The organism is Sphingobacterium sp. SGL-16 (assembly GCF_011043515.1).
GTDB lineage: Bacteria > Bacteroidota > Bacteroidia > Sphingobacteriales > Sphingobacteriaceae > Sphingobacterium > Sphingobacterium litopenaei.
Genome location: NZ_JAAKGQ010000018.1, coordinates 14,151 through 35,613 on the forward strand (window position 1 = coordinate 14,151; position 21,463 = coordinate 35,613).

The 21,463-nt window shown below is 34.3% G+C and carries 18 protein-coding genes; 8 read left to right on the top strand and 10 right to left on the bottom strand.

Going from position 1 to position 21,463, the window contains the following annotated elements; all coding sequences use genetic code 11:
- Positions 1-3: 3 nt before the first annotated feature.
- Complete coding sequence (gene nadB, locus G5B32_RS08120; protein ID WP_165291041.1) at positions 4-1,596, bottom strand: L-aspartate oxidase; 1,593 nt, start codon at positions 1,594-1,596, stop codon at positions 4-6.
- A 475-nt stretch (positions 1,597-2,071) separates the two neighbouring features.
- Between nadB and nadA the strand changes: the two genes are divergently transcribed.
- The 3 genes from nadA (at position 2,072) to G5B32_RS08135 (ending at position 6,254) form a co-directional block, all read left to right on the top strand.
- Positions 2,072-3,070 carry a quinolinate synthase NadA gene (nadA, locus tag G5B32_RS08125; protein ID WP_165291042.1) on the top strand — a complete coding sequence of 333 codons (999 nt, stop codon included), beginning with the start codon at positions 2,072-2,074 and terminating at the stop codon, positions 3,068-3,070.
- 150 nt (positions 3,071-3,220) lie between these two features.
- The gene (gene thiL / locus G5B32_RS08130) at positions 3,221-4,261 is read left to right on the top strand and encodes a thiamine-phosphate kinase (RefSeq protein ID WP_165291043.1); all 1,041 of its coding nucleotides are present in this window, start codon (positions 3,221-3,223) and stop codon (positions 4,259-4,261) included.
- An 82-nt stretch (positions 4,262-4,343) separates the two neighbouring features.
- Entirely contained in the window at positions 4,344-6,254 is a 1,911-nt protein-coding gene (locus tag G5B32_RS08135) for an acetoacetate--CoA ligase (RefSeq protein WP_165291044.1), read from the top strand.
- A gap of 58 nt (positions 6,255-6,312) precedes the next feature.
- On the opposite strand, the gene G5B32_RS08140 is transcribed toward G5B32_RS08135, so the two are convergent.
- Positions 6,313-7,920, bottom strand: a complete 1,608-nt coding sequence (locus tag G5B32_RS08140) for an acyl-CoA carboxylase subunit beta (RefSeq protein ID WP_165291045.1) — start codon at positions 7,918-7,920, stop codon at positions 6,313-6,315.
- A 137-nt stretch (positions 7,921-8,057) separates the two neighbouring features.
- Between G5B32_RS08140 and G5B32_RS08145 the strand changes: the two genes are divergently transcribed.
- Genes G5B32_RS08145 through G5B32_RS08155 form a run of 3 tightly spaced genes read left to right on the top strand, consistent with a single transcriptional unit; the run spans position 8,058 to position 10,754 of the window.
- Complete coding sequence (locus G5B32_RS08145) at positions 8,058-9,206, top strand: acyl-CoA dehydrogenase family protein (RefSeq protein WP_165291046.1); 1,149 nt, start codon at positions 8,058-8,060, stop codon at positions 9,204-9,206.
- Positions 9,199-10,044 carry a hydroxymethylglutaryl-CoA lyase gene (locus tag G5B32_RS08150; RefSeq protein ID WP_165291047.1) on the top strand — a complete coding sequence of 282 codons (846 nt, stop codon included), beginning with the start codon at positions 9,199-9,201 and terminating at the stop codon, positions 10,042-10,044. The genes G5B32_RS08145 and G5B32_RS08150 overlap by 8 nt, the downstream gene beginning before the upstream one ends.
- 5 nt (positions 10,045-10,049) lie before the next feature.
- Positions 10,050-10,754: an enoyl-CoA hydratase/isomerase family protein gene (locus G5B32_RS08155; protein WP_165291048.1), complete on the top strand. Its 705-nt coding sequence runs from the start codon at positions 10,050-10,052 to the stop codon at positions 10,752-10,754.
- 5 nt (positions 10,755-10,759) lie between these two features.
- Here the strand turns inward: G5B32_RS08155 and G5B32_RS08160 are convergent, their stop codons facing one another.
- Both G5B32_RS08160 and G5B32_RS08165 read right to left on the bottom strand, forming a co-directional pair.
- Positions 10,760-11,569 (bottom strand): hypothetical protein, encoded by an 810-nt coding sequence (locus tag G5B32_RS08160; RefSeq protein ID WP_165291049.1) that lies wholly within the window; start codon positions 11,567-11,569, stop codon positions 10,760-10,762.
- A 50-nt stretch (positions 11,570-11,619) separates the two neighbouring features.
- On the bottom strand, positions 11,620-12,396 hold the full coding sequence (locus tag G5B32_RS08165) for a segregation and condensation protein A (protein WP_165291050.1): 777 nt from the start codon (positions 12,394-12,396) through the stop codon (positions 11,620-11,622).
- 149 nt (positions 12,397-12,545) lie between these two features.
- Between G5B32_RS08165 and dxs the strand changes: the two genes are divergently transcribed.
- Both dxs and dnaA read left to right on the top strand, forming a co-directional pair.
- A complete protein-coding gene (gene dxs / locus G5B32_RS08170; RefSeq protein WP_165291051.1) occupies positions 12,546-14,474 on the top strand; it encodes a 1-deoxy-D-xylulose-5-phosphate synthase in 1,929 nt (642 codons plus the stop codon).
- Positions 14,475-14,844: 370 nt separating this feature from the next.
- Positions 14,845-16,272: a chromosomal replication initiator protein DnaA gene (gene dnaA / locus G5B32_RS08175; RefSeq protein WP_165291052.1), complete on the top strand. Its 1,428-nt coding sequence runs from the start codon at positions 14,845-14,847 to the stop codon at positions 16,270-16,272.
- 114 nt (positions 16,273-16,386) lie between these two features.
- On the opposite strand, the gene G5B32_RS08180 is transcribed toward dnaA, so the two are convergent.
- The 6 genes from G5B32_RS08180 to G5B32_RS08205 form a co-directional block, all read right to left on the bottom strand.
- Positions 16,387-16,785, bottom strand: a complete 399-nt coding sequence (locus tag G5B32_RS08180; protein WP_165291053.1) for a hypothetical protein — start codon at positions 16,783-16,785, stop codon at positions 16,387-16,389.
- A gap of 173 nt (positions 16,786-16,958) precedes the next feature.
- Complete coding sequence (locus G5B32_RS08185; protein WP_165291054.1) at positions 16,959-17,342, bottom strand: hypothetical protein; 384 nt, start codon at positions 17,340-17,342, stop codon at positions 16,959-16,961.
- 62 nt (positions 17,343-17,404) lie between these two features.
- Positions 17,405-18,442 (bottom strand): tetraacyldisaccharide 4'-kinase, encoded by a 1,038-nt coding sequence (gene lpxK / locus G5B32_RS08190; RefSeq protein ID WP_206366840.1) that lies wholly within the window; start codon positions 18,440-18,442, stop codon positions 17,405-17,407.
- Positions 18,439-18,897: a gliding motility lipoprotein GldH gene (locus G5B32_RS08195; RefSeq protein ID WP_165291055.1), complete on the bottom strand. Its 459-nt coding sequence runs from the start codon at positions 18,895-18,897 to the stop codon at positions 18,439-18,441. The genes lpxK and G5B32_RS08195 overlap by 4 nt, the downstream gene beginning before the upstream one ends.
- 23 nt (positions 18,898-18,920) lie before the next feature.
- Complete coding sequence (locus G5B32_RS08200) at positions 18,921-20,306, bottom strand: stage 0 sporulation family protein (protein WP_206366841.1); 1,386 nt, start codon at positions 20,304-20,306, stop codon at positions 18,921-18,923.
- 10 nt (positions 20,307-20,316) lie between these two features.
- Positions 20,317-21,462, bottom strand: a complete 1,146-nt coding sequence (locus tag G5B32_RS08205; RefSeq protein ID WP_165291056.1) for an ATP-binding protein — start codon at positions 21,460-21,462, stop codon at positions 20,317-20,319.
- Position 21,463: the final 1 nt, after the last annotated feature.

A 21,463-nucleotide genomic window follows, 5' to 3' on the forward strand; every position in this document is an offset into this window, starting at 1 on the left:
AAATTATAATATAGTATCTTGAAGAATTTCAGCATGATTTGGAAAATCAGTTGTATAATGCAATCCCCTACTTTCTTTACGATTCATAGCAGATTTTACAACTAAATAAGCTACTTGTATAACATTTCTTAATTCACAAAGTTTGACTGAAAGCTTTGTATTTTTATAAAAAGATTCCGTCTCTTCATGTAGTAAACCTAATCTTCTCATTGCCCTTTCCAAACGAAAATCTGATCGTACAATACCTACATAATCTGACATAAATTTTTGAGTTTCCCGAAGATTATGTGTTACTAAAATATCTTCATTCAATAATTTAGTATTTGAATCATCCCAATTTGGGATATTTTCTTTATAAGAAATTGATTTAATTTTTTGTTCAGCACTTATAAAAATACGATGTGCATACACTGCCGCTTCCAACAACGAATTGGAAGCCAATCGGTTAGCACCATGTAAGCCTGTAGAAGAACATTCTCCACAAGCATACAAATTATTGATACTGCTTGCACCAAATTCATCTACCATTATACCTCCACACAAATAATGCGCAGCTGGTGTAACAGGAATATAATCTTTTGTCATATCCAAGCCAATAGATAAACATTTCTCATAAATATTAGGAAAATGAGATAATAAATCATCTAATGGTCTATGCGTAATATCCAAATAGACATAATCAAGCCCTGATTTCTTCATTTCTGAGTCGATTGCACGAGCTACAATATCTCGCGGAGCCAATGATCCACGTGAATCATATTCTTCCATGAAAGATTCACCATTCGCACGACGTAATATTCCTCCAAAACCACGTACAGCTTCAGAAATCAAAAAAGCAGGATATTCACTCGGATTATATAAAGATGTAGGATGAAATTGAATAAACTCCATATTGCGCACTTTTCCTTTCGCACGATACACCATTGCTATTCCGTCTCCAGTCGCGATCGTAGGATTCGTAGTGCTCGAATAGACATGACCTGCTCCCCCACTCGCCATTAGCGTAATTTTTGAAAGAAACTTCTCCACAATACCTGTATGGGTATTCAAAGCATAAATACCATAACATTCAATATCTGTCGATTTTTTGTCCACATGAACACCTAAATGATGCTGGGTAATTAAATCAACAGCAAAATAATGAGTAAGTATTTCAATATTAGGATGTTGATGAACTTTCTCTAGCAAAGCACGTTCAATCTCATAACCCGTAATATCCTTATAATGCAAAATGCGATGCGCAGAATGTCCACCTTCTTTAGCTAAATCATATTCGCCAGAATCTTCTTTATCGAAAGAAGTACCATAAGCAATCAATTCGGCTATACGATCAGGACCTTCCTTTATTACGTTTTCCACAACCTGTGGATTACATAATCCATCCCCTGCAATTAGTGTATCTTGTATATGGTTTTCGAAGCTATCTGCTTGATCTGTAACAACTGCCACTCCTCCTTGTGCATATTTTGTATTCGATTCATCTTCGTTGGATTTTGTCACTATTAACACTTTACCAACATCCGCAGCCTTCAAAGCGAAACTTAATCCTGCGATCCCTGATCCAACTACCAAAAAATCTACTTTTCTTTCCGACATAACCCTTTTACGTGCTTAAAATTGAAACAAATTAACAAATAATGTGGAAAACGTGTAAACAAAACGTGAATTAAATTTTAAAACTATTTTTTACTCCACAAACACCAAAATTTTCACACATGTTTCACGTGACAACTATGGAAAACTTCATCAAATACTAACAATTATTTAACAACAAGAAATTCACAAAAAAATATGGAAAGTAAAAAACGTGAAAAATCACAACATTGAAAATCAGTACTAAAGGCGATAGTTTCTGTGGATAAATTGTGGATAAATGTAAAATAACTCAAAAATAAAATTTAAAATTCTGCAGTTATCCCCATTTTCCACAGACTAATAAACAATAAGATTCTTTCTTTAAAAAAAGATTATTATTTATTGAAAAAAAGGAATGTGAATTTCGTTTGGATTTCTTTGTTTACTTTTGTGACGTTGATTAGTCAAAGTGATTAACCAAATTACAGAAGAGAGAATGAATAACACTTATCAAAGAGATTTGGAAGCGAAAGGCTTCATTGATCTTCCTGTGGATCCAAGTTTGGATTTAGTGCAGGAAATTCTACGTTTGAAAAAAGAAAAAAATGCTGTAATTCTGGCGCATTATTACCAAGATGCAGAAATTCAGGATTTAGCAGACTATATTGGTGATAGTTTAGGTCTTTCTCAACAAGCCGCGAAGACTGATGCTGACGTAATAGTGTTTGCAGGTGTGCATTTCATGGCAGAAACGGCAAAAATTCTTTCGCCATCAAAAAAAGTTTTGATTCCAGACTTGAAAGCAGGTTGTTCATTATCAGATTCTTGTCCTCCACACCTTTTTGCGAAGTTCAAAGAGCAATATCCTGACCATCTAGTGATTACTTATGTGAATTGTACGGCAGAATTGAAAGCTCTATCGGATATTGTGTGTACATCGAGTAATGCTGTGCAGATTGTAGAGTCACTTCCGGCAGATCAAAAGATAATTTTTGGTCCAGATCGTAATCTCGGAGACTATGTGAAAAAGAAAACGGGACGTGATTTGGTCTTGTGGAACGGTGCATGTATGGTTCACGAGATTTTTTCACGTGAAAAAATTGAAAATTTGCGTGCTGAATATCCTGGAGCGAAGTTTATTGCGCATCCAGAGTGTGAAGATCACATTTTAGCTGAAGCAGATTACATCGGATCTACTTCTGGAATGCTGAAATATACAATTGAAGATGAGGCATCTACATATATTGTAGCAACAGAATCAGGAATTTTGCATCAAATGCAAAAATCTAGTCCGCACAAAACATTTATTCCTGCTCCGCCAAACAATGCTTGTGCATGTAATGACTGTCCACATATGAAATTGAACACTTTAGAGAAATTGTATAACTGTTTGAAATACGATCAGCCAGAAATTACACTTCCTGAGGATGTTATCAATAGAGCTCAAAAGCCTATTGAAAGAATGTTGGAAATTTCAGCACGTTTAGGATTGTAAAAAACTCATGTTTCACGGGAAAAGTCAAATTATCTGTGGGACATGCTATAAAATATTTCAGAAAATGGGGCATTTTGACATTTGCCCTATTTTTAGCTCTATTATCCAAGCGAGATTAATGTGTATCTTTGTTGTGGAAAAAATGTGAATATGTTTGATAATATAGATAAAACAGATATAAACGAATTAGGTGAATTTGGTTTAATCAAACACCTGACGCAAGCAGTAGAATTAACACAAAAATCGACCAATAAAGGAATTGGAGATGACGCTGCAGTAATGGATTTTTCAGGTTATAAAACCTTGATTTCCACAGATTTACTGTTAGAAAATATTCATTTCGATTTGCGTTATGTTCCGCTTAAACACCTGGGATACAAGGCAGTACAAGTTAATTTGTCGGATATCTATGCTATGAATGGTATTGCTTCACAGATCACTTTTTCTATTGGACTTTCATCCAAATTTCCGTTAGAAGCTGTTGAAGAAATCTATGAAGGTGCTTTAATTGCTTGTAAAAAATACGGTGTTGATTTAGTTGGTGGAGATACTTCGGCTTCAGCTCAAGGTTTGGTTATTTCGGTAACAAGTATTGGTTATGCTGAAGAATCAAAAGTTACATACCGTTCTGGTGCCAAAGAAGGTGATTTGTTATGTGTTTCTGGTGATTTGGGAGGAGCTTATGTAGGCTTACAATTATTAGAAAGAGAGAAACAAATTTATTTGGAAAACCCTAATATTCAACCAGATCTAGAAGGTAAAGACTATATTGTAGAGCGTCAATTGAAGCCTGAAGCACGTAAAGATGTAGTGGAATTGTTGAGCTTTTTAAATATTAAGCCTACTTCTATGATTGATGTTTCTGATGGTTTGGCCTCTGAAATATTACATATTTGTGAAGCTTCAAATGTAGGTTGTAAATTATACGAGGATAAAATTCCTTTAGATCCAATGACTTACGAGACTGCTCGTGAATTTGGTTTGGATCCTACAGTTTGTGCATTGAGCGGTGGTGAAGATTACGAATTGTTATTTACTATACCGCAAGCAGACTACGATAAAATCAAAGGGCAGCTGGATATTTCTGTAATTGGTTATATTACAGAGCCTTCTGCTGGTAAAGAAATGATTTCAAAATCTGGTCATGTGCATGAAATTAAAGCACAAGGCTGGAATGCTTTTAAAAAGTAGGCTAGAAATTTAAGATAAGTCAAGGGTCATTGTGAGTAGCGATGACCTTTTTGTATATTTAGGTGTACCAATTTATAAACGCATGTCGACACCTTTGTGGATTCCATCACAGGAGTATACAGAATCATCTAGTTTGTATGCTTTTCAGAAATATATTGAAAGCAAATTTAAGTTGCAATTTCTTAATTATCAGGAATTTCACTTGTGGTCCATAAATCATTTGGAAGATTTTTGGGCGTCTATCTTAGACTATTTCAAGGTTTCATATTCCGGAAATTATAGAAAAATTTTAGATGGGAATACTGCGGAAAATTTTATTGGTGCAAAATGGTTTGAAGGCATAAAGCTTTCTTATGCTGAACATATTTTCAAATCTTATCAGGAAGAAGGAATAGCAGTAAAATTTCAGTCCGAATACGAATATTATCAAGAAGTTACATGGGAAGAATTACAAGAAAGAGTCAGTAAAATTCAACAATATTTACTCGGAAAAAGTATTCAAAAAGGAGACAGAGTTGTTGGCGTTTTGAATAATAGAGTTGAAACAATTGCTATATTTTTAGCTGTCAATTCCTTAGGTGCTATATGGTCATGTTGTTCTCCTGATTTTGGAGATAAAGCTATTATAGAAAGATTCGAACAAATCGAACCAAAAATACTTTTTATCGAAACAGAATATCAATACAATGACAGAAAGTTCTCTAAAAAGGAGACTTTGGATATGTTGGTAAGTAGGTTAATAACTTTGCAACAGGTTGTTAATCTGAATGATAGTGTGTGGAATACGGTATTGGATAAGTATGTGCCAAAAGATATAGAATTCGTTCGTGTAACTTTTTCACATCCTATTTGGATTTTGTATTCTTCAGGTACAACAGGAAAACCAAAGGCTATTACGCATAGTACGGGAGGAAATCTGTTAGAGCATTATAAAGCCTTGGCTTTACATCAAAATGTACAAGCTGGAGAGAATTTCTTGTGGTATTCGACAACAGGATGGATGATGTGGAACTATGCATTGTCATCGTTACTTTGTGGCGCAAGGCTATGCCTTTTTGATGGCATAATTAATCACAAAAACCATCAGACATTTTGGAATTTCATTAAAGAAGCTCAAGTTCATCATTTAGGTGCTGGAGCTGTTTATTTTACTTCGATTCAACATTTAGACATCAAGGATTACGAACCTAAAGTCATTGGTTCCACAGGTTCTCCTCTACCCTATTCAACTTTTGAAGCCTTACAAACTAAATTTCCAGATGTACATATTATTTCCTTGAGTGGTGGTACAGATGTTTGTTCTGCTTTTTTATCTGGAAATTCGATGTTACCTGTATATACAGGGCAATTGCAATGTAAGACTTTAGGAGCCGATATAGTGGCTTATAACGAAGAAGGAATAGGAGTAATGGATGAAGTAGGCGAATTGATTATAAAGCAGCCTATGCCTTCTATGCCTATTTATTTTTGGAATGATGTCCGTAATGAAAAGTACAGAGAAAGTTATTTTGAAAAATTTCCGAATGTTTGGGCACATGGCGATTGGATTAAAATAACTCGTGAAGAAGGAATACTAATTTATGGTCGCTCGGATGCTACTTTGAATCGTGGAGGCGTGCGTATCGGAACAGCCGAAATTTATAATGCTGTAAATGAATTGTGTGAGGTCCAAGATTCTTTAGTGATTACGACAGATGAAAAGGATGGTTCTTCTAAAATGTTGCTATTTGTGCAGTTTGAAGACAATTTGAAATTAAATGATGAAATCGAAACCAAAATAAAATCAAATCTGAGAAAGCAATATAGCCCACGACATGTACCTGATTCTATTTTTCAAGTAAAAGACATTCCTTATACATCGAGTGGTAAGAAGCTAGAAATACCCGTTAAAAAGATTTTTTCAGGAGTTTCTTTAGAAAAAGCTGTTTCCAAAGATATTATGCGTAATCCTGAATGTCTGGAAGAGTATTATGATTTGTATGCTAAATCTTAAAGTTTTCTTGTCCTTCTGAAGAAAGAAGAATCTATATATTGATAACAGATATTTAATATTAAGTCTGTATTACTCCAACATTATATCTTGGAATATCTGGATTGTGATTAGCAGATTCTATACCCATTGAAATTATCTTACGTGTTTCTTTTGGATCAATAACTCCGTCTACCCAAAGACGAGCAGCTGCATAATACGGGCTTAATTGCTCATTGTATTTATCTTCAATCTCTTTCAATAAAGATTGTTTTTCTTCTTCTGATAAACTTACGCCTTTACCTTTCAAAGTAGCTTCTTGTATTTGTAATAGGGTTTTACCAGCAGAAGCACCACTCATTACAGCCATTTGTGCTGTGGGCCAAGCATAGATTAATCGTGGGTCATAAGCTTTACCACACATGGCATAATTACCTGCTCCGTAGCTATTACCTATAATAAATGTAAATTTTGGAACAACCGAATTCGCCATAGCATTCACCATTTTTGCTCCGTCTTTAATAATTCCACCATGTTCCGATCGAGAACCCACCATAAAACCAGTTACATCTTGGAAGAATACCAACGGAATCTTTTGTTGGTTGCAGTTCATAATAAAACGTGCTGCTTTATCCGCCGAATCTGAATAGATAACACCTCCCATCTGCATTTCTTGGGTTCCACCAGGTTTCTTCGCTTTTACAATTTCACGTTGATTAGCTACAATACCTACAGCCCAACCATCTACTCGAGCTAGAGCACAAATCAATGTTTTCCCATAATCCTTTTTATATTCTTCCAGAGTACCTTCATCTACAATAGCATCTAAAATTTGAAGCATATTATAAGGCTTTAATCTATCTTCAGGTAGATTTTGATAGATAGTTTCAACTGCTAATTTGGGTAATTTAGGTTCAATTCTAGAAAAACCAGCTTTTGGATTTTCTCCTATTTTATCCACTATATTTTTGATGGCATTTAGACAAGATGCATCATCTGGATATTTATTATCAACCACACCTGAAATTTCAGTGTGTGTAATAGCACCTCCTAAACTTTCATTATCTACAACCTCGCCAATAGAAGATTTAACCAAATAGGATCCTGCTAAGAAAACAGAACCAGTACCTTCTACGATCAACGCATAATCAGACATAATAGGCAAATAAGCACCACCTGCTACGCAAGAACCCATTATTGCTGCAATTTGAGGAATTCCCATCGAAGATATTTTAGCATTGTTACGAAATATTCGACCAAAATGTTCTTTGTCTGGAAAAATATCTTCCTGCATAGGAAGATAAACACCAGCAGAATCTACTAAGTATATGATGGGTAATTTATTTTCCATAGCAATTTCTTGTGCACGAAGGTTTTTCTTGCCAGAAATGGGAAACCATGCGCCAGCTTTCACTGTAGCATCATTAGAAACTATAATGCAAAGCTTATTTTTTACATATCCCAAAACTACTACTACTCCAGCATTTGGACATCCTCCATGCTCCTCATACATATTATCACCAGCAAAAATCCCAATTTCGGTATATGGTTTATTATCATCCAAAAGATATATTATTCGTTCCCAAGCTGTCATTTTGCCTTTCTCCTTATGCTTTTGAATTTTACTTATTCCTCCGCCTAAACGGAGTTTTTCGGATTTTTGGTTCAATATATCCAATAACTTTTGCATGGTGCGTTTTTATTAAAATAAAAATTTATAGTTGGTTATTGTTTTTAATATTATAAATATGATAAAATATTATTTGATTTTTACGATATTTATAATATTAGCTGTTAACAATATATAAACTTAAGTAAAAAATCACGATGTACAATAATTATGAAACAGAGCAATTAGCTTTAGTCCGCGAAAGTGCAAGAGAATTTGCAAAGACCTACATCAAACCCTATGTAATGGACTGGGACGAGAGACAATATTTTCCAGTAGATTTATTTCACAGAATGGGAGAATATGGATTTATGGGAGTCCTAGTTCCAGAAGAATATGGAGGTGCTGGATTAGGTTATCAAGATTACATTACCATCTTGGACGAAATTTCAAAGGTTTGCGGATCTATAGGATTATCAGTAGCTGCTCATAATTCACTTTGTACAAATCATATTTTATCCTTTGCGAATGATTCTCAAAAAGCTAAATATTTGCCAAAATTAGCTTCTGGAGAATGGATAGGAGCTTGGGGCTTAACAGAAACAGGATCAGGATCCGACGCAGGAGGTATGACTACTACTGCTGTACAGGATGGTGATTATTGGATAATTAATGGTTCTAAAACTTTTATTACACATGCTATAAGTGGTGATGTAGCTGTGGTGATAGCACGCACCGGCGAAAAAGGAAATAATCATGCCATGTCCACATTTATTATAGAAAAAGGTACAGAAGGTTTTAGTTCTGGAAAAAAAATTGATAAATTAGGGATGCGAGCATCAGAAACTGCTTTCTTGTTTTTTGATAATTGCCGTGTACATAAGGATCAAGTAATAGGTGAGATTGGTAATGGTTTTGTACAAGCTCTTAAATTATTAGATGGAGGTCGAATATCAATAGCTGCTTTATCATTAGGTATAGCGCGTGGAGCTTATGAATGTGCTTTGCGCTATGCAAATGAGCGGGAGCAATTCAATCAAAAGATTTATGATTTCCAGGATGTCTCATTTACAATAGCCGATATGGCGACAAAAATTGATGCATCAGAATTATTGATTCGAAGAGCAGGATACTTAAAGGACAATCATCTAAAGGTCACTAAAGAGAGTGCAATGGCAAAATTATATGCTTCAGAAGTAGCTGTAGAGGTCGCAAATCAATCTGTGCAAATACATGGCGGATATGGCTTCACAAAAGACTATCCAGCGGAGAAATTTTTTAGAGATGCTAAATTGTGTACTATTGGGGAAGGCACAAGCGCAATACAAAAAATGGTCATTTCACGTGAAATAAAAAAAGATGTCTAATCCTCAAGAAATTAAAATTATTGATTGTCCTCGCGACGCTATTCAAGGTAGAAAAAATTTAATACGTCCCGAAAAAAAAATAGCCCATATTAACAACTTAATAAAGAGCAATCTTTTTGAATATATAGATTTTGGGTCTTTTGTATCCCCAAAAGCTGTACCTCAAATGCAGGATACCAGTTATGTAGTCCATGGACTAGAGAAAGTTAATAACACAAAATTACTTTCCATCATAGCCAATTTAAAAGGGGCTATACAAGCTAAATCGTTTGATGAAATAGATTATTTAGGTTATCCCTTTTCTATTTCTGAGACTTTTCAAAAGAGGAATACGAATACGAAAATTGAAGAGGCTTATTCTACCGTAAAAGATATATTGAATACTATAGCTGACAGTGATAAGGAACTCGTAATTTATATTTCTATGGCATTTGGGAATCCGTATGGGGATATTTGGAATGAAGAATTGGTGTTGCAATGGGTAGATAAATTAAAAGATTTAGGAATTAAACGTTTCTCGATTGCCGATACCACTAGCCAGGCTACTCCCGTAATGATTACATCACTATTTAAAAAGTTATATAAAGAATTTTCTAAATTAGATTTTAGTGTGCATTTGCACAGTTATGCAAATGAGGCAACAGAGAAGATAAATGCCGCTAATAAAGGAGGCTGTACAAGATTTGAAGGTGCTATCATGGGATTTGGAGGTTGTCCTTTTGCCCAAGATGAAATGGTAGGTAATATTCCTACAGAAATTTTATTAGATAGATTCGGAAAAAGTAATCCTATTGATATTAATAAATTGAAAATTAGTTTTTTCGATATGATAAGTTAAAATCCATGTACAAATATATTAAGGTTCAAAAAATAGAATATCAATTTGTCTTAACCTTGGCTAGACCGGAGAAAAGAAATGCTTTCACTCCTACTATGGTCAATGAGATTTATCACGCTTTTCAAGAAGCAAATCAAGATGATGCCGTAAAAATTGTTATTATTAAAGCTGAAGGACCTATTTTTTGTGCGGGAATGGATTTGAATACTTTCGAAAATCCAGATTTGGATAGTGTAAATCCTTCTATAACTAATGAAGATATATCATTAGGTCAGGTATTCGATAGTTTGTTAAAGCCTTCTATAGCAATAGTAGAAGGAAGTGTAATTGCTGGCGGCTTCCTACTTATTTTGGGCTGTACTTATGTTTTCAGTAATCGTGAAGTACAATTTAAGTTACCTGAATTAGCAATAGGCTTGTTTCCTTTTCAAGTTATGGCAAGCCTACTGAAAGTTATGTCGGAGAAAAAAGCTCTACAATTATGTTTACAAACAGAATATTTTGATGCTGATAAAGCTAAAAATTATGGGATTGTAGATGGATATTTGGAAGAAATAAATTTAGAAGGTTTTATTTCATCTTTTTCACATATATCTACTAAAGCTTTGACTAGCGGAATTTACTCTTTGCGTAATCTACCTCAGGTAGATTATTCTGAGCGTTATAAATATTTAAAAGATATATTAGATCATTTGAAATCTATGAAATAGGTAACTTATCTGTCATTGCTAAAGGCAGCTTTTATTCTATTAAATTCTTTATTTTTTGATTCATTCCTCATTCTCTTTATATCATTTAGAGTACTAATTGACCTAATTTCTAAATAAGATAAAATAGATTCATGTGAAATTTTGTCTTTGAGATTAGCAAATGATTTAAAAAATTTAATCATTCTTGGTGTAGCTTCAAAGTAATAAACTTGTGAAGTAGGAATATAGCCACGATATATTTTGTAGAGAATTTTGTCACAGCCTATTTGCTTCAAGCTTTTATAGACTAAATCTCCTTCGAAAGAATTTACTATAATTATTTTATAAATATTTTCGTCTAAGTGTTCACCATAAACTAAATATTTGCCCAAAATATAGGAGTACAGTTCATTTTCATCTTTTAATTCTTGAGGAATAATTTTTCCATCTTGGTCAAAATAGGAGTTTATTTTTTTAGCCACTTTTTCGTCTTTTATAAAGTATGCATCGGTGCTATCAGGACTAGTAAAATAGTGATTCTTTATAAAGTCAAAAATGTATCTTTTTAGATGTGTAGCAGCTTTATAAGAGTCAATAGTATTCTCTTCTGGATTGGAATACTTTCTCCCCATATAACCATTTAATGTACCTAATAAAAAATAATCTGGAGAAATTGAAAAATTAAAATCAGTAGAGTCGGGGTGTGCATACCATTTTTTGTCTTCTTTATTTCCATTTATAGGAGGAAAAGAACGATTAGTTGAAATTTGAGCAGTGGTTTCTAAAGAAATCGTTAAAAACAGTACTAGTATGAAATTGTTAAATAATATTTTCATGATTTATAGTTTTTGCATGGATGCACGTTTCCTACAAATTCCATAAAAAATTATTCTTCTTCTATATTTTCTTCCTCTGGAGCATTTGGATCTCTCGTAGCTACTTCAAAATTATTATATCCTAAGCCTACTTCTATTTCCAATAATTTTTGTTGAAGCATTTCTAATATAGCTAGGAAATTAAATACAAATTGGACTCTATTTTCAGAATTTCTCAATATCATTTGAAAATCAAGCTTCTTATTTAAGTCTAAAAGAGCAGAGATGGCATCTTTTTGTTTTTCGATGGTGTAAGGAAATTTTACAACAGTATGTGTTACAGGAACCACGCGATGTGTAAAATGATACATCATTTTTTCGTAAACCATCATCAGCTTATACAAATCGAAAGAAGCTAATTCCTCCTCTGTAATCTGACGTTTCGTATGCTTGAGATCAAAAGCAATATTTGCACGATGATGTAATTTTTCTCTATTGGATTCTAATACTTTCAAATCCTCACATACATCTTTGAATTGCTTGTAGAGAATAAGTTTTTGAACAAGTTGTTCTTTCAGGTCAACTTCGTTTTCATTTTCGTCTAAGTCAGGACGTGGAAGCAACATTTTAGCTTTAATCCGCATTAAAGTCGATGCTACGAAAATAAATTCTGAAGCCAATTCTATGTTTAGGGAGTGCATCTTTTGGATATAATCCAAGAAATCATCCGTAATCTTAGAGATAGGAATATCATGGATATTAAGCTCATCACGTTCAATGAAGAACAATAATAAGTCAAAAGGCCCCTCGAATTGTTCGAGTTTTATTTCGTAATTTGTAACTTCCATATATAGAATCAAAAATACGCATTTACACACTAATATTTATTTTAAAACTTGAAATCAAAACTTTTGATGCCAGTTTTTTGTATATATATACATTAGTTAAAAGAATAAATTTGTTACTTTGTAACTTGTTTTGAAACTTATTTTAAGGTATGCAAATAGAAGCAGGAGCACTTTTAAAAAATATTCTTTATCCTTCGGATTTGCGAAAGCTTAAAGAATCGGATTTAGAAGAGATTTGTAAAGAGCTCAGACAATTTATCATTGATATAGTTTCTGTCAATGGGGGGCATTTCGCGGCGAGTTTAGGTGTTGTAGAATTGACAGTAGCTCTACATTATGCGTTGAATACACCATATGATCAAATTGTCTTCGACGTAGGCCACCAAGCTTATGGCCACAAAATCCTTACAGGTCGAAGAGAACAATTCCATACAAATAGAATATTAGGAGGTATATCGGGATTTCCAAAACGCAGCGAAAGCGAATATGATGCTTTTGGTGTGGGTCACTCCTCTACTTCTATTTCAGCCGCTTTGGGGATGGCTGTAGCTTCTGCATACAAAGGAGAAATAGATCGTCAGCATGTGGCAATTATTGGTGACGGAGCTTTGACTGGCGGTATGGCATTTGAAGCATTGAATCATGCAGGTATTGAGAAATCCAATTTATTGGTTATTCTGAATGATAACTGTATGTCTATCGATCCGAATGTGGGGGCGCTTAAAGAATATTTGACAAGTATTACCACTTCGAAAAGTTATAATAAATTTAGAGATGAGCTAATTTCTATTTTGGCCAAAATCTCTAAGAATGGTCCAGATGCCTACGGGTGGGCTAAAAAATTAGAACAAAGCATTAAAGGCACTCTTTTGAAAAATGCTAATCTTTTTGAGTCACTTAACTTTAGATATTTCGGACCTGTAGATGGTCATGATGTCAATAAATTAGTAAAGACTTTAGAGGATTTAAAACATATAAGTGGTCCTAAACTTTTACATGTAGTTACCGTAAAAGGAAAAGGCTACGCGTTAGCTGAAAAAGATCAAACTAAATGGCATGCTCCAGGCTTATTTGATAAGATAACTGGAGAAATCAAGAAATCTGTATACGAGAAACCTCAGCCACCCAAATACCAAGATGTATTTGGTCATACTTTGGTAGAGCTTGCCGAGGCAAATGATAAAATAATGGGAATCACACCAGCTATGCCTAGTGGATCATCCATGAATATCATGATGAAAGCTATGCCAGATCGTGCTTTTGACGTAGGTATTGCAGAGCAACATGCTGTAACTTTCAGTGCAGGTTTGGCGACTCAAGGTTTGGTGCCTTTTTGTAATATTTATTCGTCGTTTATGCAGCGTGCATATGATCAGGTGATACATGATGTGGCTTTGCAAAAATTAAATGTTGTCTTTTGCTTAGATAGAGCGGGTTTGGTTGGAGCGGATGGTCCTACGCACCATGGTGCATATGATGTTGCATTTATGCGCTGTATACCGAATCTAACGATTGGAGCTCCGATGAACGAAGAGGAACTGCGTAATATGATGTATACTGCTCAATTAGAAAATGCAGGACCATTCGTTATACGCTATCCAAGAGGTAATGGTGTAATGCTAGATTGGAAAAGACCTTTCAAAGCATTACCGATAGGCAAAGGCCGTAAATTAGTTGATGGTGAAGAAGTAGCCATAATTACTTTAGGTCATATGGGTAATGAGGCAACAAAGGCTATATTGGATTTGAATGCGGAAGGAATATATCCAGCACATTATGATATACGGTTTGTAAAACCTTTGGATGAAGAATTATTACACGAAGTGTTCAAGAAATTTAATAAGGTTATTACGGTAGAAGATGGTGTATTACCAGGAGGATTTGGTTCTGCTGTGTTAGAGTTTATGTCTACACATAATTATGTCGCACATGTTACACGTCTTGGAATTCCGGATGAAATAGTTGAGCATGGTGAACAGAAAGAGTTGTGGAGAATTTGTAATTATGATGCTCAAGCAATTTTTGAAGAATGCAAAAAATTAGCTAAAACGCATCCTACACAATCTCAGGTAGGTTAATAAGAAAAAACAAAAATATTTAGAGAAAGAGCCACAAATTTTGTGGCTCTTTTTGTTTGATTTTATGATAAAATTTTCCGTATTTTAGAAGTAGAAAGTTTTCCACAAGACTTTTTATTAACCGTTATAAACAACCTCAAATTCTTTCATTTTTGGTTCGAAATTTGTTGTGTGGAAAAGTTTGAATTGACATCAAAACACAGGCCTATGATCACTTAAAAAATATGTAACTAGTTGAATATTAATGAAGTGTATTTTTTTTATACTTTCACTTTTTTAGGTCGGAAATTTTTGTCATCTTCGTTGAAAGGGAAAGTTATAAACAATTTTTTTATCAATAATTGGTTATCAAGTTATTAACAATTTAAGAATGGAAAAAACGTATACAAGTGTTTGGAATAATTGTCTTCAAGTGATTAAAGACAACATTCCTGCACAAAGTTATAAGACATGGTTCGAGCCTGTGAAAGCGGTTCGTTTGGAGGAAAACGTTTTAACTATTCAAGTTCCTAGTTTATTCTTTTACGAGTGGTTGGAAGAGCACTACGTAGGTATCTTACGTAAGACTGTAAAGAAATTCTTAGGTGAGCAAGGTCGATTAGAGTATAATATTGTGGTGGAGAAATCTTCTGCAAACACACCTTATACTACTAATCTTCCGTCAAATGGTAATGGTGCCGAAGGTAAAAAGCAATCTATACCTGTCCCTGTAGCATTAAACAAAAATATAAAGAACCCTTTTGTCATTCCAGGACTTAAGAAACTGCAAGTAGATCCGCAATTGAATCAAAACTATACGTTTGAGAATTTTGTAGAGGGTGAATGTAACAGATTAGCTCGCTCAGCAGGATATGCAGTTGCAAACAAGCCTGGAGGAACTTCTTTTAATCCTTTAATGTTATATGGTGATGTTGGTTTAGGTAAGACACACTTGGCACAGGCCATTGGTAATGAAATCAAGAAAAATTTACCGGACAAATTGGTCATCTATGTTTCTTGTGAAAAATTTTGTCAGCAGTTCGTAGATTCATTGAAAAACAATACTATCAATGATTTTGTGAATTTTTATCAAGCTATGGACGTTATCATCATGGATGATGTACATAATTTCGCTGGTAAAGAAAAGACACAAGATATTTTCTTCCACATTTTCAATCATTTACATCAGTCTGGTAAGCAAATCATTTTGACTTCGGACAAAGCACCTAAAGACTTATCAGGTCTTGAGGAACGTCTTTTAAGCCGTTTCAAATGGGGATTATCTGCTGACATTCAAATTCCAGACTTGGAAACAAGAATGGCAATCTTGAAGAAAAAAATGTATTCAGATGGTATTGAGCTACCTGAAGCAGTGGTTGAATATGTTGCTACTCAAATTGACAATAGCGTACGCGAATTGGAAGGCGCTATGGTTTCTTTGTTAGCACAATCTACTTTAAACAAAAAAGAAATAGACTTGAACCTTGCGAAGTCTATGCTGAAAAACTTCGTTAAAAATACCCATAAAGAAATTTCAATGGAATATATCCAGAAATTGGTATGTGAGTATTTTGAAGTTCCAGTAGAGATGGTTAAATCGAAAGTACGTAAACGCGAAATTGTACAAGCTCGTCAAATATCTATGTACTTAGCGAAAAATCACACTAAATCATCTTTGAAATCTATAGGCAACTTCTTCGGTGGGCGTGACCACTCTACAGTTATTTATGCTTGCCAGACAGTAGAAGACTTGATTGAAACGGATAAAAAGTTCAAAACTTATGTCCAAGACATTCAGAAGAAACTAAAAACTTCTTAACGAAGACTAAATATTTAGTAAAAGCAAAAGGCGGAAATTATTTCCGCCTTTTTTGTTAGGGTAATTAATGAAATTGTTAATTTCTAAAATTGCAATAAATTATGAATGAGATTTTTAGTTGTTGCCTTCTTCTTTATTTTCTTCCTCTTGTTGTTGTTCACCTTGCTCATCTTCTTTTTTACCTTTATTGTCTTCTAGGTATTTAGCAAAAGCTACTTTCTGATCTTCTGTTAATTGTTCAGAAATTTTTTGATGTGCAGTTGCTTGAGCAGCATCAAGTTGTTGTTGTGCTACGTCCGCAGCTAATGTAGTGTCTGCTTTAATAGCTTGTGTTGCTGTTACTTTTTCTAATATGATAGTAAAAACTGCCGATTGTTGATCTTCATTTAAAGTCAGAACCTGAGTCAATTCATCGACTTTCTGTTTTGCTTTTGTTTCTGGATTAATGTCTTGTGCAAATGTCAATGTAATTGCAAATAAAAAGCTTAGACCTGTTAAAATTAATTTTTTCATAGCATTTAAAATTTTATGTTATATACTCTATTTAAACTTTGTTCAGTAGTATAACAGTCAAATGCCTAAGTTTATTGCGTTAAGTGTATCTAGTTTGTTACAATTTAACATGTTTTAACAAAAAAGGCCTATATCCGCAGAAATAAGCCTTCCTCATTTGAGTTTGAACTAAACTAGTTGTTAGGACGTTGACCTCGTTGTCCACCAAATCCGCCTCTTTGTTGAGCTAACTCATCATATTTTTTGATTTGTTCTTCGTTTAAGAAAGTTTTAATCTTTGCTGATTGCTTATCACGAATAGCTTGAAAAGATTTCATAGCCTCTTCGCGATTGTCACCAGCTTCTCTGAAAACTTTTTGTTGTTCCGCTGAGAAAACTAAAATATGTTTGTGAATTGAATCTTGTTGAGATTGTGAAAGATTAAGTTCTTTTGTTAATCTTTCTATTTGCATTTTAGCCATTTCCTCAGGGTTGCGTTGTTGACGTGGACCGCCTTGTTGAGCATTAGCAAAGCCTATAGTAAGTACTAATGCTAGAATTGTCATTAAATTTTTCATAAGTTTTGGATTTTTAATGTCAAGTTTATAATAGGTTTATGACTTATGAAGTTATGAAAAGTTTAATTTAAATTTTTAGAAATGTAATTTTTTATGAAATGATCAAAAGTAAGTTGTTGTTTATCTGCTGTTTGAAGATGAATAGGTATATATAATAACGGGTAATCGATAAAGGATTCTTTATCTATGCGTTGAAGATCTTTTTCCGTTGTAATAATAAGCTTATTTGGGAATTCTATTTGATTAAAAATGGCTTTAATTTTTTCATAATCACCTGCTGTATAATTGTGGTGATCTGGAAATTGAACCAATTGCACCTTATTTCCTTTTGTTTCCAAATAATCAACTAAAGGTGTTGGATTAGCAATCCCACAGCATAATACAATATATTTATCCGTTAATTCTTCTGCATATGTCTTACCTAAAATATTTAACGGCTTATCATATCCTATTCTGGTATAAAAAATAGGAGCCGTATTGTGTTTACGAATTAAGTGCTCAATATGGGCTTTCTTATTCTCAGAAATTATTTCAGGACATTTGGTTATAATAATCAGATCAGCTCTTTTTGTAGAAGAAAATATATCTCTGAAATTTCCTGTCGGAAGAAGAATAATTGGTTGGTATAGAGATTGAAAATCGAATAAAAGAATGGAATATCCGGGTTTTAATTTTCTATGCTGAAAAGCATCATCCAAAATAATTACATCGTGATATTCTTGTAATTTTTCTATTCCAGCACAGCGATCTTCATTAACAGCAACGGTTATTTCAGGAAATTTCTTTTTGAATTGTAAAGGCTCATCTCCCACTTCAATAGCTTGAGATGAAAGTTCCACGAGTCTAAATCCTTTAGTTTTGCGTCCGTAGCCTCGACTTAAAGTAGCTATTTTATATTCATCCTTTAGTAAACGAATAAGGTATTCTGTCATCGGACTTTTACCTGTGCCGCCAATAGCAAGATTACCGATTACAATGGTAGGAATGTCGAAGGATTTGCTTTTAAAGATTTGGAAATCATATAATAAATTCCTGACCCATATTATAACATGATAAATTAGGCTAAACGGTAGTAAAATCCATCTAAGAATAGTTATCATTTTTTTATGAGTTTAATACCCACATCAGTCACTTCTAATAATGGATTGACACGCATATTTTGCTCCAAAGCAAATGTGTAAGTTCCTGTGTCTGGAAAAGTAAAATTCTTTTTAGCTAAATATTGCACTTCGTAAAGAGAGCCAGATGATTGACCTATCCATTTTCCGTCCAATTCTGCTAATTTGATTTCTTCGCGGTAAGCAGTATCGGTAAGACCATTTCCTTTTTCGTGCAGGAGCACATAGATGTTAGAGTAATCGTACAAATTAGTATGTCTCAAATTAATAAAGAGATCGTATTTAGCCACTTTGTCATCTATTTTTACCTCAAATGAAGGTTGCTGATTATAATCCCAAGAACGGTTGCTAATCACCTTATTCTTTTCAAAATAGGCATTATTGGTGCAAGCCACACCTAATAAGCAACAGACAGAAAGGACTAACAGATTTTTCATACTAAAAAATATAGGTGGTGAAATTATTCACCACCATTTTGTTGTTTATTTTCGTTCGATCTATTTCTATTTCGATTATTGTTGAATCTGCGTTTTTTCTTTTGCTCAGGCTTTGGACCATTCTCCGCAGTTTGTTTGTTATCTCCTTCAGCCTTTTTCTGCTCTTTAAGCGGAGTTTGCTGATTTTGTTGCTTGTTTTCTACTGTAGGAGTAACTTTGTCGTTTTCTACTTTAGTCGTAGAGCCATTAGCTTGTTTGCTCTTAGATTTCTTCTTCTTGCGTTTTTTATTTTTTTCGTCCAAACGTGTCAAGCTATCCTGCCCTACTACATTTTCATAATCCAACACAACAGGTTTCACGACTTCTTTTTGAGCAGGAGCATGATCTAAACTTTCTGGTTTATTACCGTTTTTGTTCAACTCAGAAAGCTCTTTCACTTTACTGATTGGAAGCGGTATCCAACTTTCAGCACCTGGATAAGAGAACCACATGGTTTTCTTGAAGATGTCTGTTTTTTGAAGGTAAGCAACACCATTTTTTGTTTCTATACGGTCCACATCATTCGGAATATCCTTTAATGCGTCCATATAGCTATCCAATTCGTAGTTCAAACAACATTTCAACTTGCCACATTGTCCAGCAAGTTTTAATGTATTCAACGAAAGGTTTTGATAACGTGCTGCAGAAGTCGAAACGGTTTTGAAATCTGTCAACCAAGTCGAACAACATAATTCACGACCACAAGAACCAATACCACCCAAGCGGCTGGCTTCCTGACGCATACCAATCTGACGCATTTCGATACGAATACGAAATGCTTCAGCCATTTTTTTGATTAACTCACGGAAATCGACCCGACCTTCTGCTGTATAGTAGAAGGTTGCCTTTGTCTTATCGCCTTGGTAATCGACGTCTGAAATTTTCATCGAAAGACCTAAGTCCAATGCCAATTTGCGTGCACGGTGCATAGTCTCCCATTCCAATTCTTTCGCTGCGTTGTATTTTGCTACATCCGCTTCGTTTGCTTTGCGATAGATCTTTTTTGCTACATTTTCAGGATTGACATTATTTTTCTTCAATTGAAGACGCACAAGTTCACCTGTTAAGGATACGTGTCCAATATCATATCCTCCCGTAGAAGGTTCTACAGCGACCATTTCACCCATTTCAAGATAAATATTATCCGTATTGACAAAGAAATCTTTGCGAGATCCTTTGAAACGGACTTCTACTATATTGAAAGGTTTATAATTTGATGGCAAATCCATATCGGAAAGCCAGTCATACACATCTAATTTATTACATCCGCTGGTCATACAGGTGCCGTTGTTGTTACAACCTGCAGGTACCGTACCTAATTTGGTGCTAGTACCACACCCCCCACCGGATGAGCAACTGCCACATCCCATATTTTTCTTTCTATATATATTGAGTCCCTTGAGGGAACGTTTGATATTTGAACAATAAAACTAATTGCAAAGATAAATCTAAAAATAATATTTTAGGATTACCGTTCCTTTCGATGCCATAATGTGTTTTCTCCAACAGATTAATAGCTTCCGTCAATTGTTCAAATAGGTATAATTCACTAAATTTTTCGACAAATTTTAGTTCTTCTTCTTTCAAAAATACTAAACCTCTCAAACCTTGCTGAACCAAAATGATTTGTCGAATCATATTAATGGCATAAAGTAAGAAACTTTTTTGATTTTCGCGTCCTAGTTTTGCAAGATTATCATCGCTAAGTTTCAAAATATCAGCACCTCTGTCGGTGACGATATAGCGCATCCACTCCACAAAAGTGGTAAAATTACTATTATGTTCTTGATAAGATAAAAGATTCAGCGCTTCTTGAACATTGCCATCTGCGATGAAAGCAATTTCATTAGCTACCGTATTTTCAATTTCATGTTTTTCTACAAGGTAGTTTTTCATCTCTTCGTGGTCAATTTTATTGATTTTGACCAATTGTGTACGTGAGATGATGGTATTTAATATGCGTTCTTGATTTTCGGCCACTAAAAGAAATAATGTCTTAGCAGGAGGTTCTTCAATAAGCTTTAGCAACGCATTTCCTTCTTTGTCCAAATATTCTGGAAGCCACATTATCAAAACTTTATATTCCGCTTCAAAAGCTTTTAAACTCAATTTCTTGATAATATCGTGTACTTCCTTAATCGGAATATTTGCTTGCTTATTGCCGGCATCCAACTGATCCCGCCAGTAATTCAATCCCAAATAAGGATTTTTGTTAAATGCTGTTCTCCATTCGTTTAATACGTCAACAGCGACAACCGTGTCTTTGGATGGATAAAAAGGATAAGAGAAATGCAAGTCAGGATGAATAAGACGCTGATATTTATGGCAGGATCCACATTCACCACAGCTGTCGTGTTCCTGTTTGTTTTCACAATTGATATATTGTGCGTACGCTACAGCAATAGCAAGAGAACCAGATCCTTCGGGTCCCAAAAATAGTTGGGCATGGCTCACTCGGTTATTTTTAACCGAATTGAGCAGATGATTCTTGACCTCTTGATGTCCTATTATCTCTTTGAATTGCATA

Excerpts from the sequence above, each read along its gene's own strand:
- G5B32_RS08185 (WP_165291054.1), bottom strand. The coding sequence starts at position 17,342 with ATGAAAAATTTAATGACAATTCTAGCATTAGTACTTACTATAGGCTTT.
- G5B32_RS08180 (WP_165291053.1), bottom strand. The coding sequence starts at position 16,785 with ATGAAAAAATTAATTTTAACAGGTCTAAGCTTTTTATTTGCAATTACA.
- G5B32_RS08205 (WP_165291056.1), bottom strand. The coding sequence starts at position 21,462 with ATGCAATTCAAAGAGATAATAGGACATCAAGAGGTCAAGAATCATCTG.
- G5B32_RS08155 (WP_165291048.1), top strand. The coding sequence starts at position 10,050 with ATGTACAAATATATTAAGGTTCAAAAAATAGAATATCAATTTGTCTTA.
- G5B32_RS08140 (WP_165291045.1), bottom strand. The coding sequence starts at position 7,920 with ATGCAAAAGTTATTGGATATATTGAACCAAAAATCCGAAAAACTCCGT.
- dxs (WP_165291051.1), top strand. The coding sequence starts at position 12,546 with ATGCAAATAGAAGCAGGAGCACTTTTAAAAAATATTCTTTATCCTTCG.
- lpxK (WP_206366840.1), bottom strand. The coding sequence starts at position 18,442 with ATGATAACTATTCTTAGATGGATTTTACTACCGTTTAGCCTAATTTAT.
- G5B32_RS08150 (WP_165291047.1), top strand. The coding sequence starts at position 9,199 with ATGTCTAATCCTCAAGAAATTAAAATTATTGATTGTCCTCGCGACGCT.
- G5B32_RS08145 (WP_165291046.1), top strand. The coding sequence starts at position 8,058 with ATGTACAATAATTATGAAACAGAGCAATTAGCTTTAGTCCGCGAAAGT.
- G5B32_RS08200 (WP_206366841.1), bottom strand. The coding sequence starts at position 20,306 with ATGGGATGTGGCAGTTGCTCATCCGGTGGGGGGTGTGGTACTAGCACC.
- dnaA (WP_165291052.1), top strand. The coding sequence starts at position 14,845 with ATGGAAAAAACGTATACAAGTGTTTGGAATAATTGTCTTCAAGTGATT.
- nadB (WP_165291041.1), bottom strand. The coding sequence starts at position 1,596 with ATGTCGGAAAGAAAAGTAGATTTTTTGGTAGTTGGATCAGGGATCGCA.
- nadA (WP_165291042.1), top strand. The coding sequence starts at position 2,072 with ATGAATAACACTTATCAAAGAGATTTGGAAGCGAAAGGCTTCATTGAT.
- thiL (WP_165291043.1), top strand. The coding sequence starts at position 3,221 with ATGTTTGATAATATAGATAAAACAGATATAAACGAATTAGGTGAATTT.
- G5B32_RS08135 (WP_165291044.1), top strand. The coding sequence starts at position 4,344 with ATGTCGACACCTTTGTGGATTCCATCACAGGAGTATACAGAATCATCT.
- G5B32_RS08195 (WP_165291055.1), bottom strand. The coding sequence starts at position 18,897 with ATGAAAAATCTGTTAGTCCTTTCTGTCTGTTGCTTATTAGGTGTGGCT.
- G5B32_RS08160 (WP_165291049.1), bottom strand. The coding sequence starts at position 11,569 with ATGAAAATATTATTTAACAATTTCATACTAGTACTGTTTTTAACGATT.
- G5B32_RS08165 (WP_165291050.1), bottom strand. The coding sequence starts at position 12,396 with ATGGAAGTTACAAATTACGAAATAAAACTCGAACAATTCGAGGGGCCT.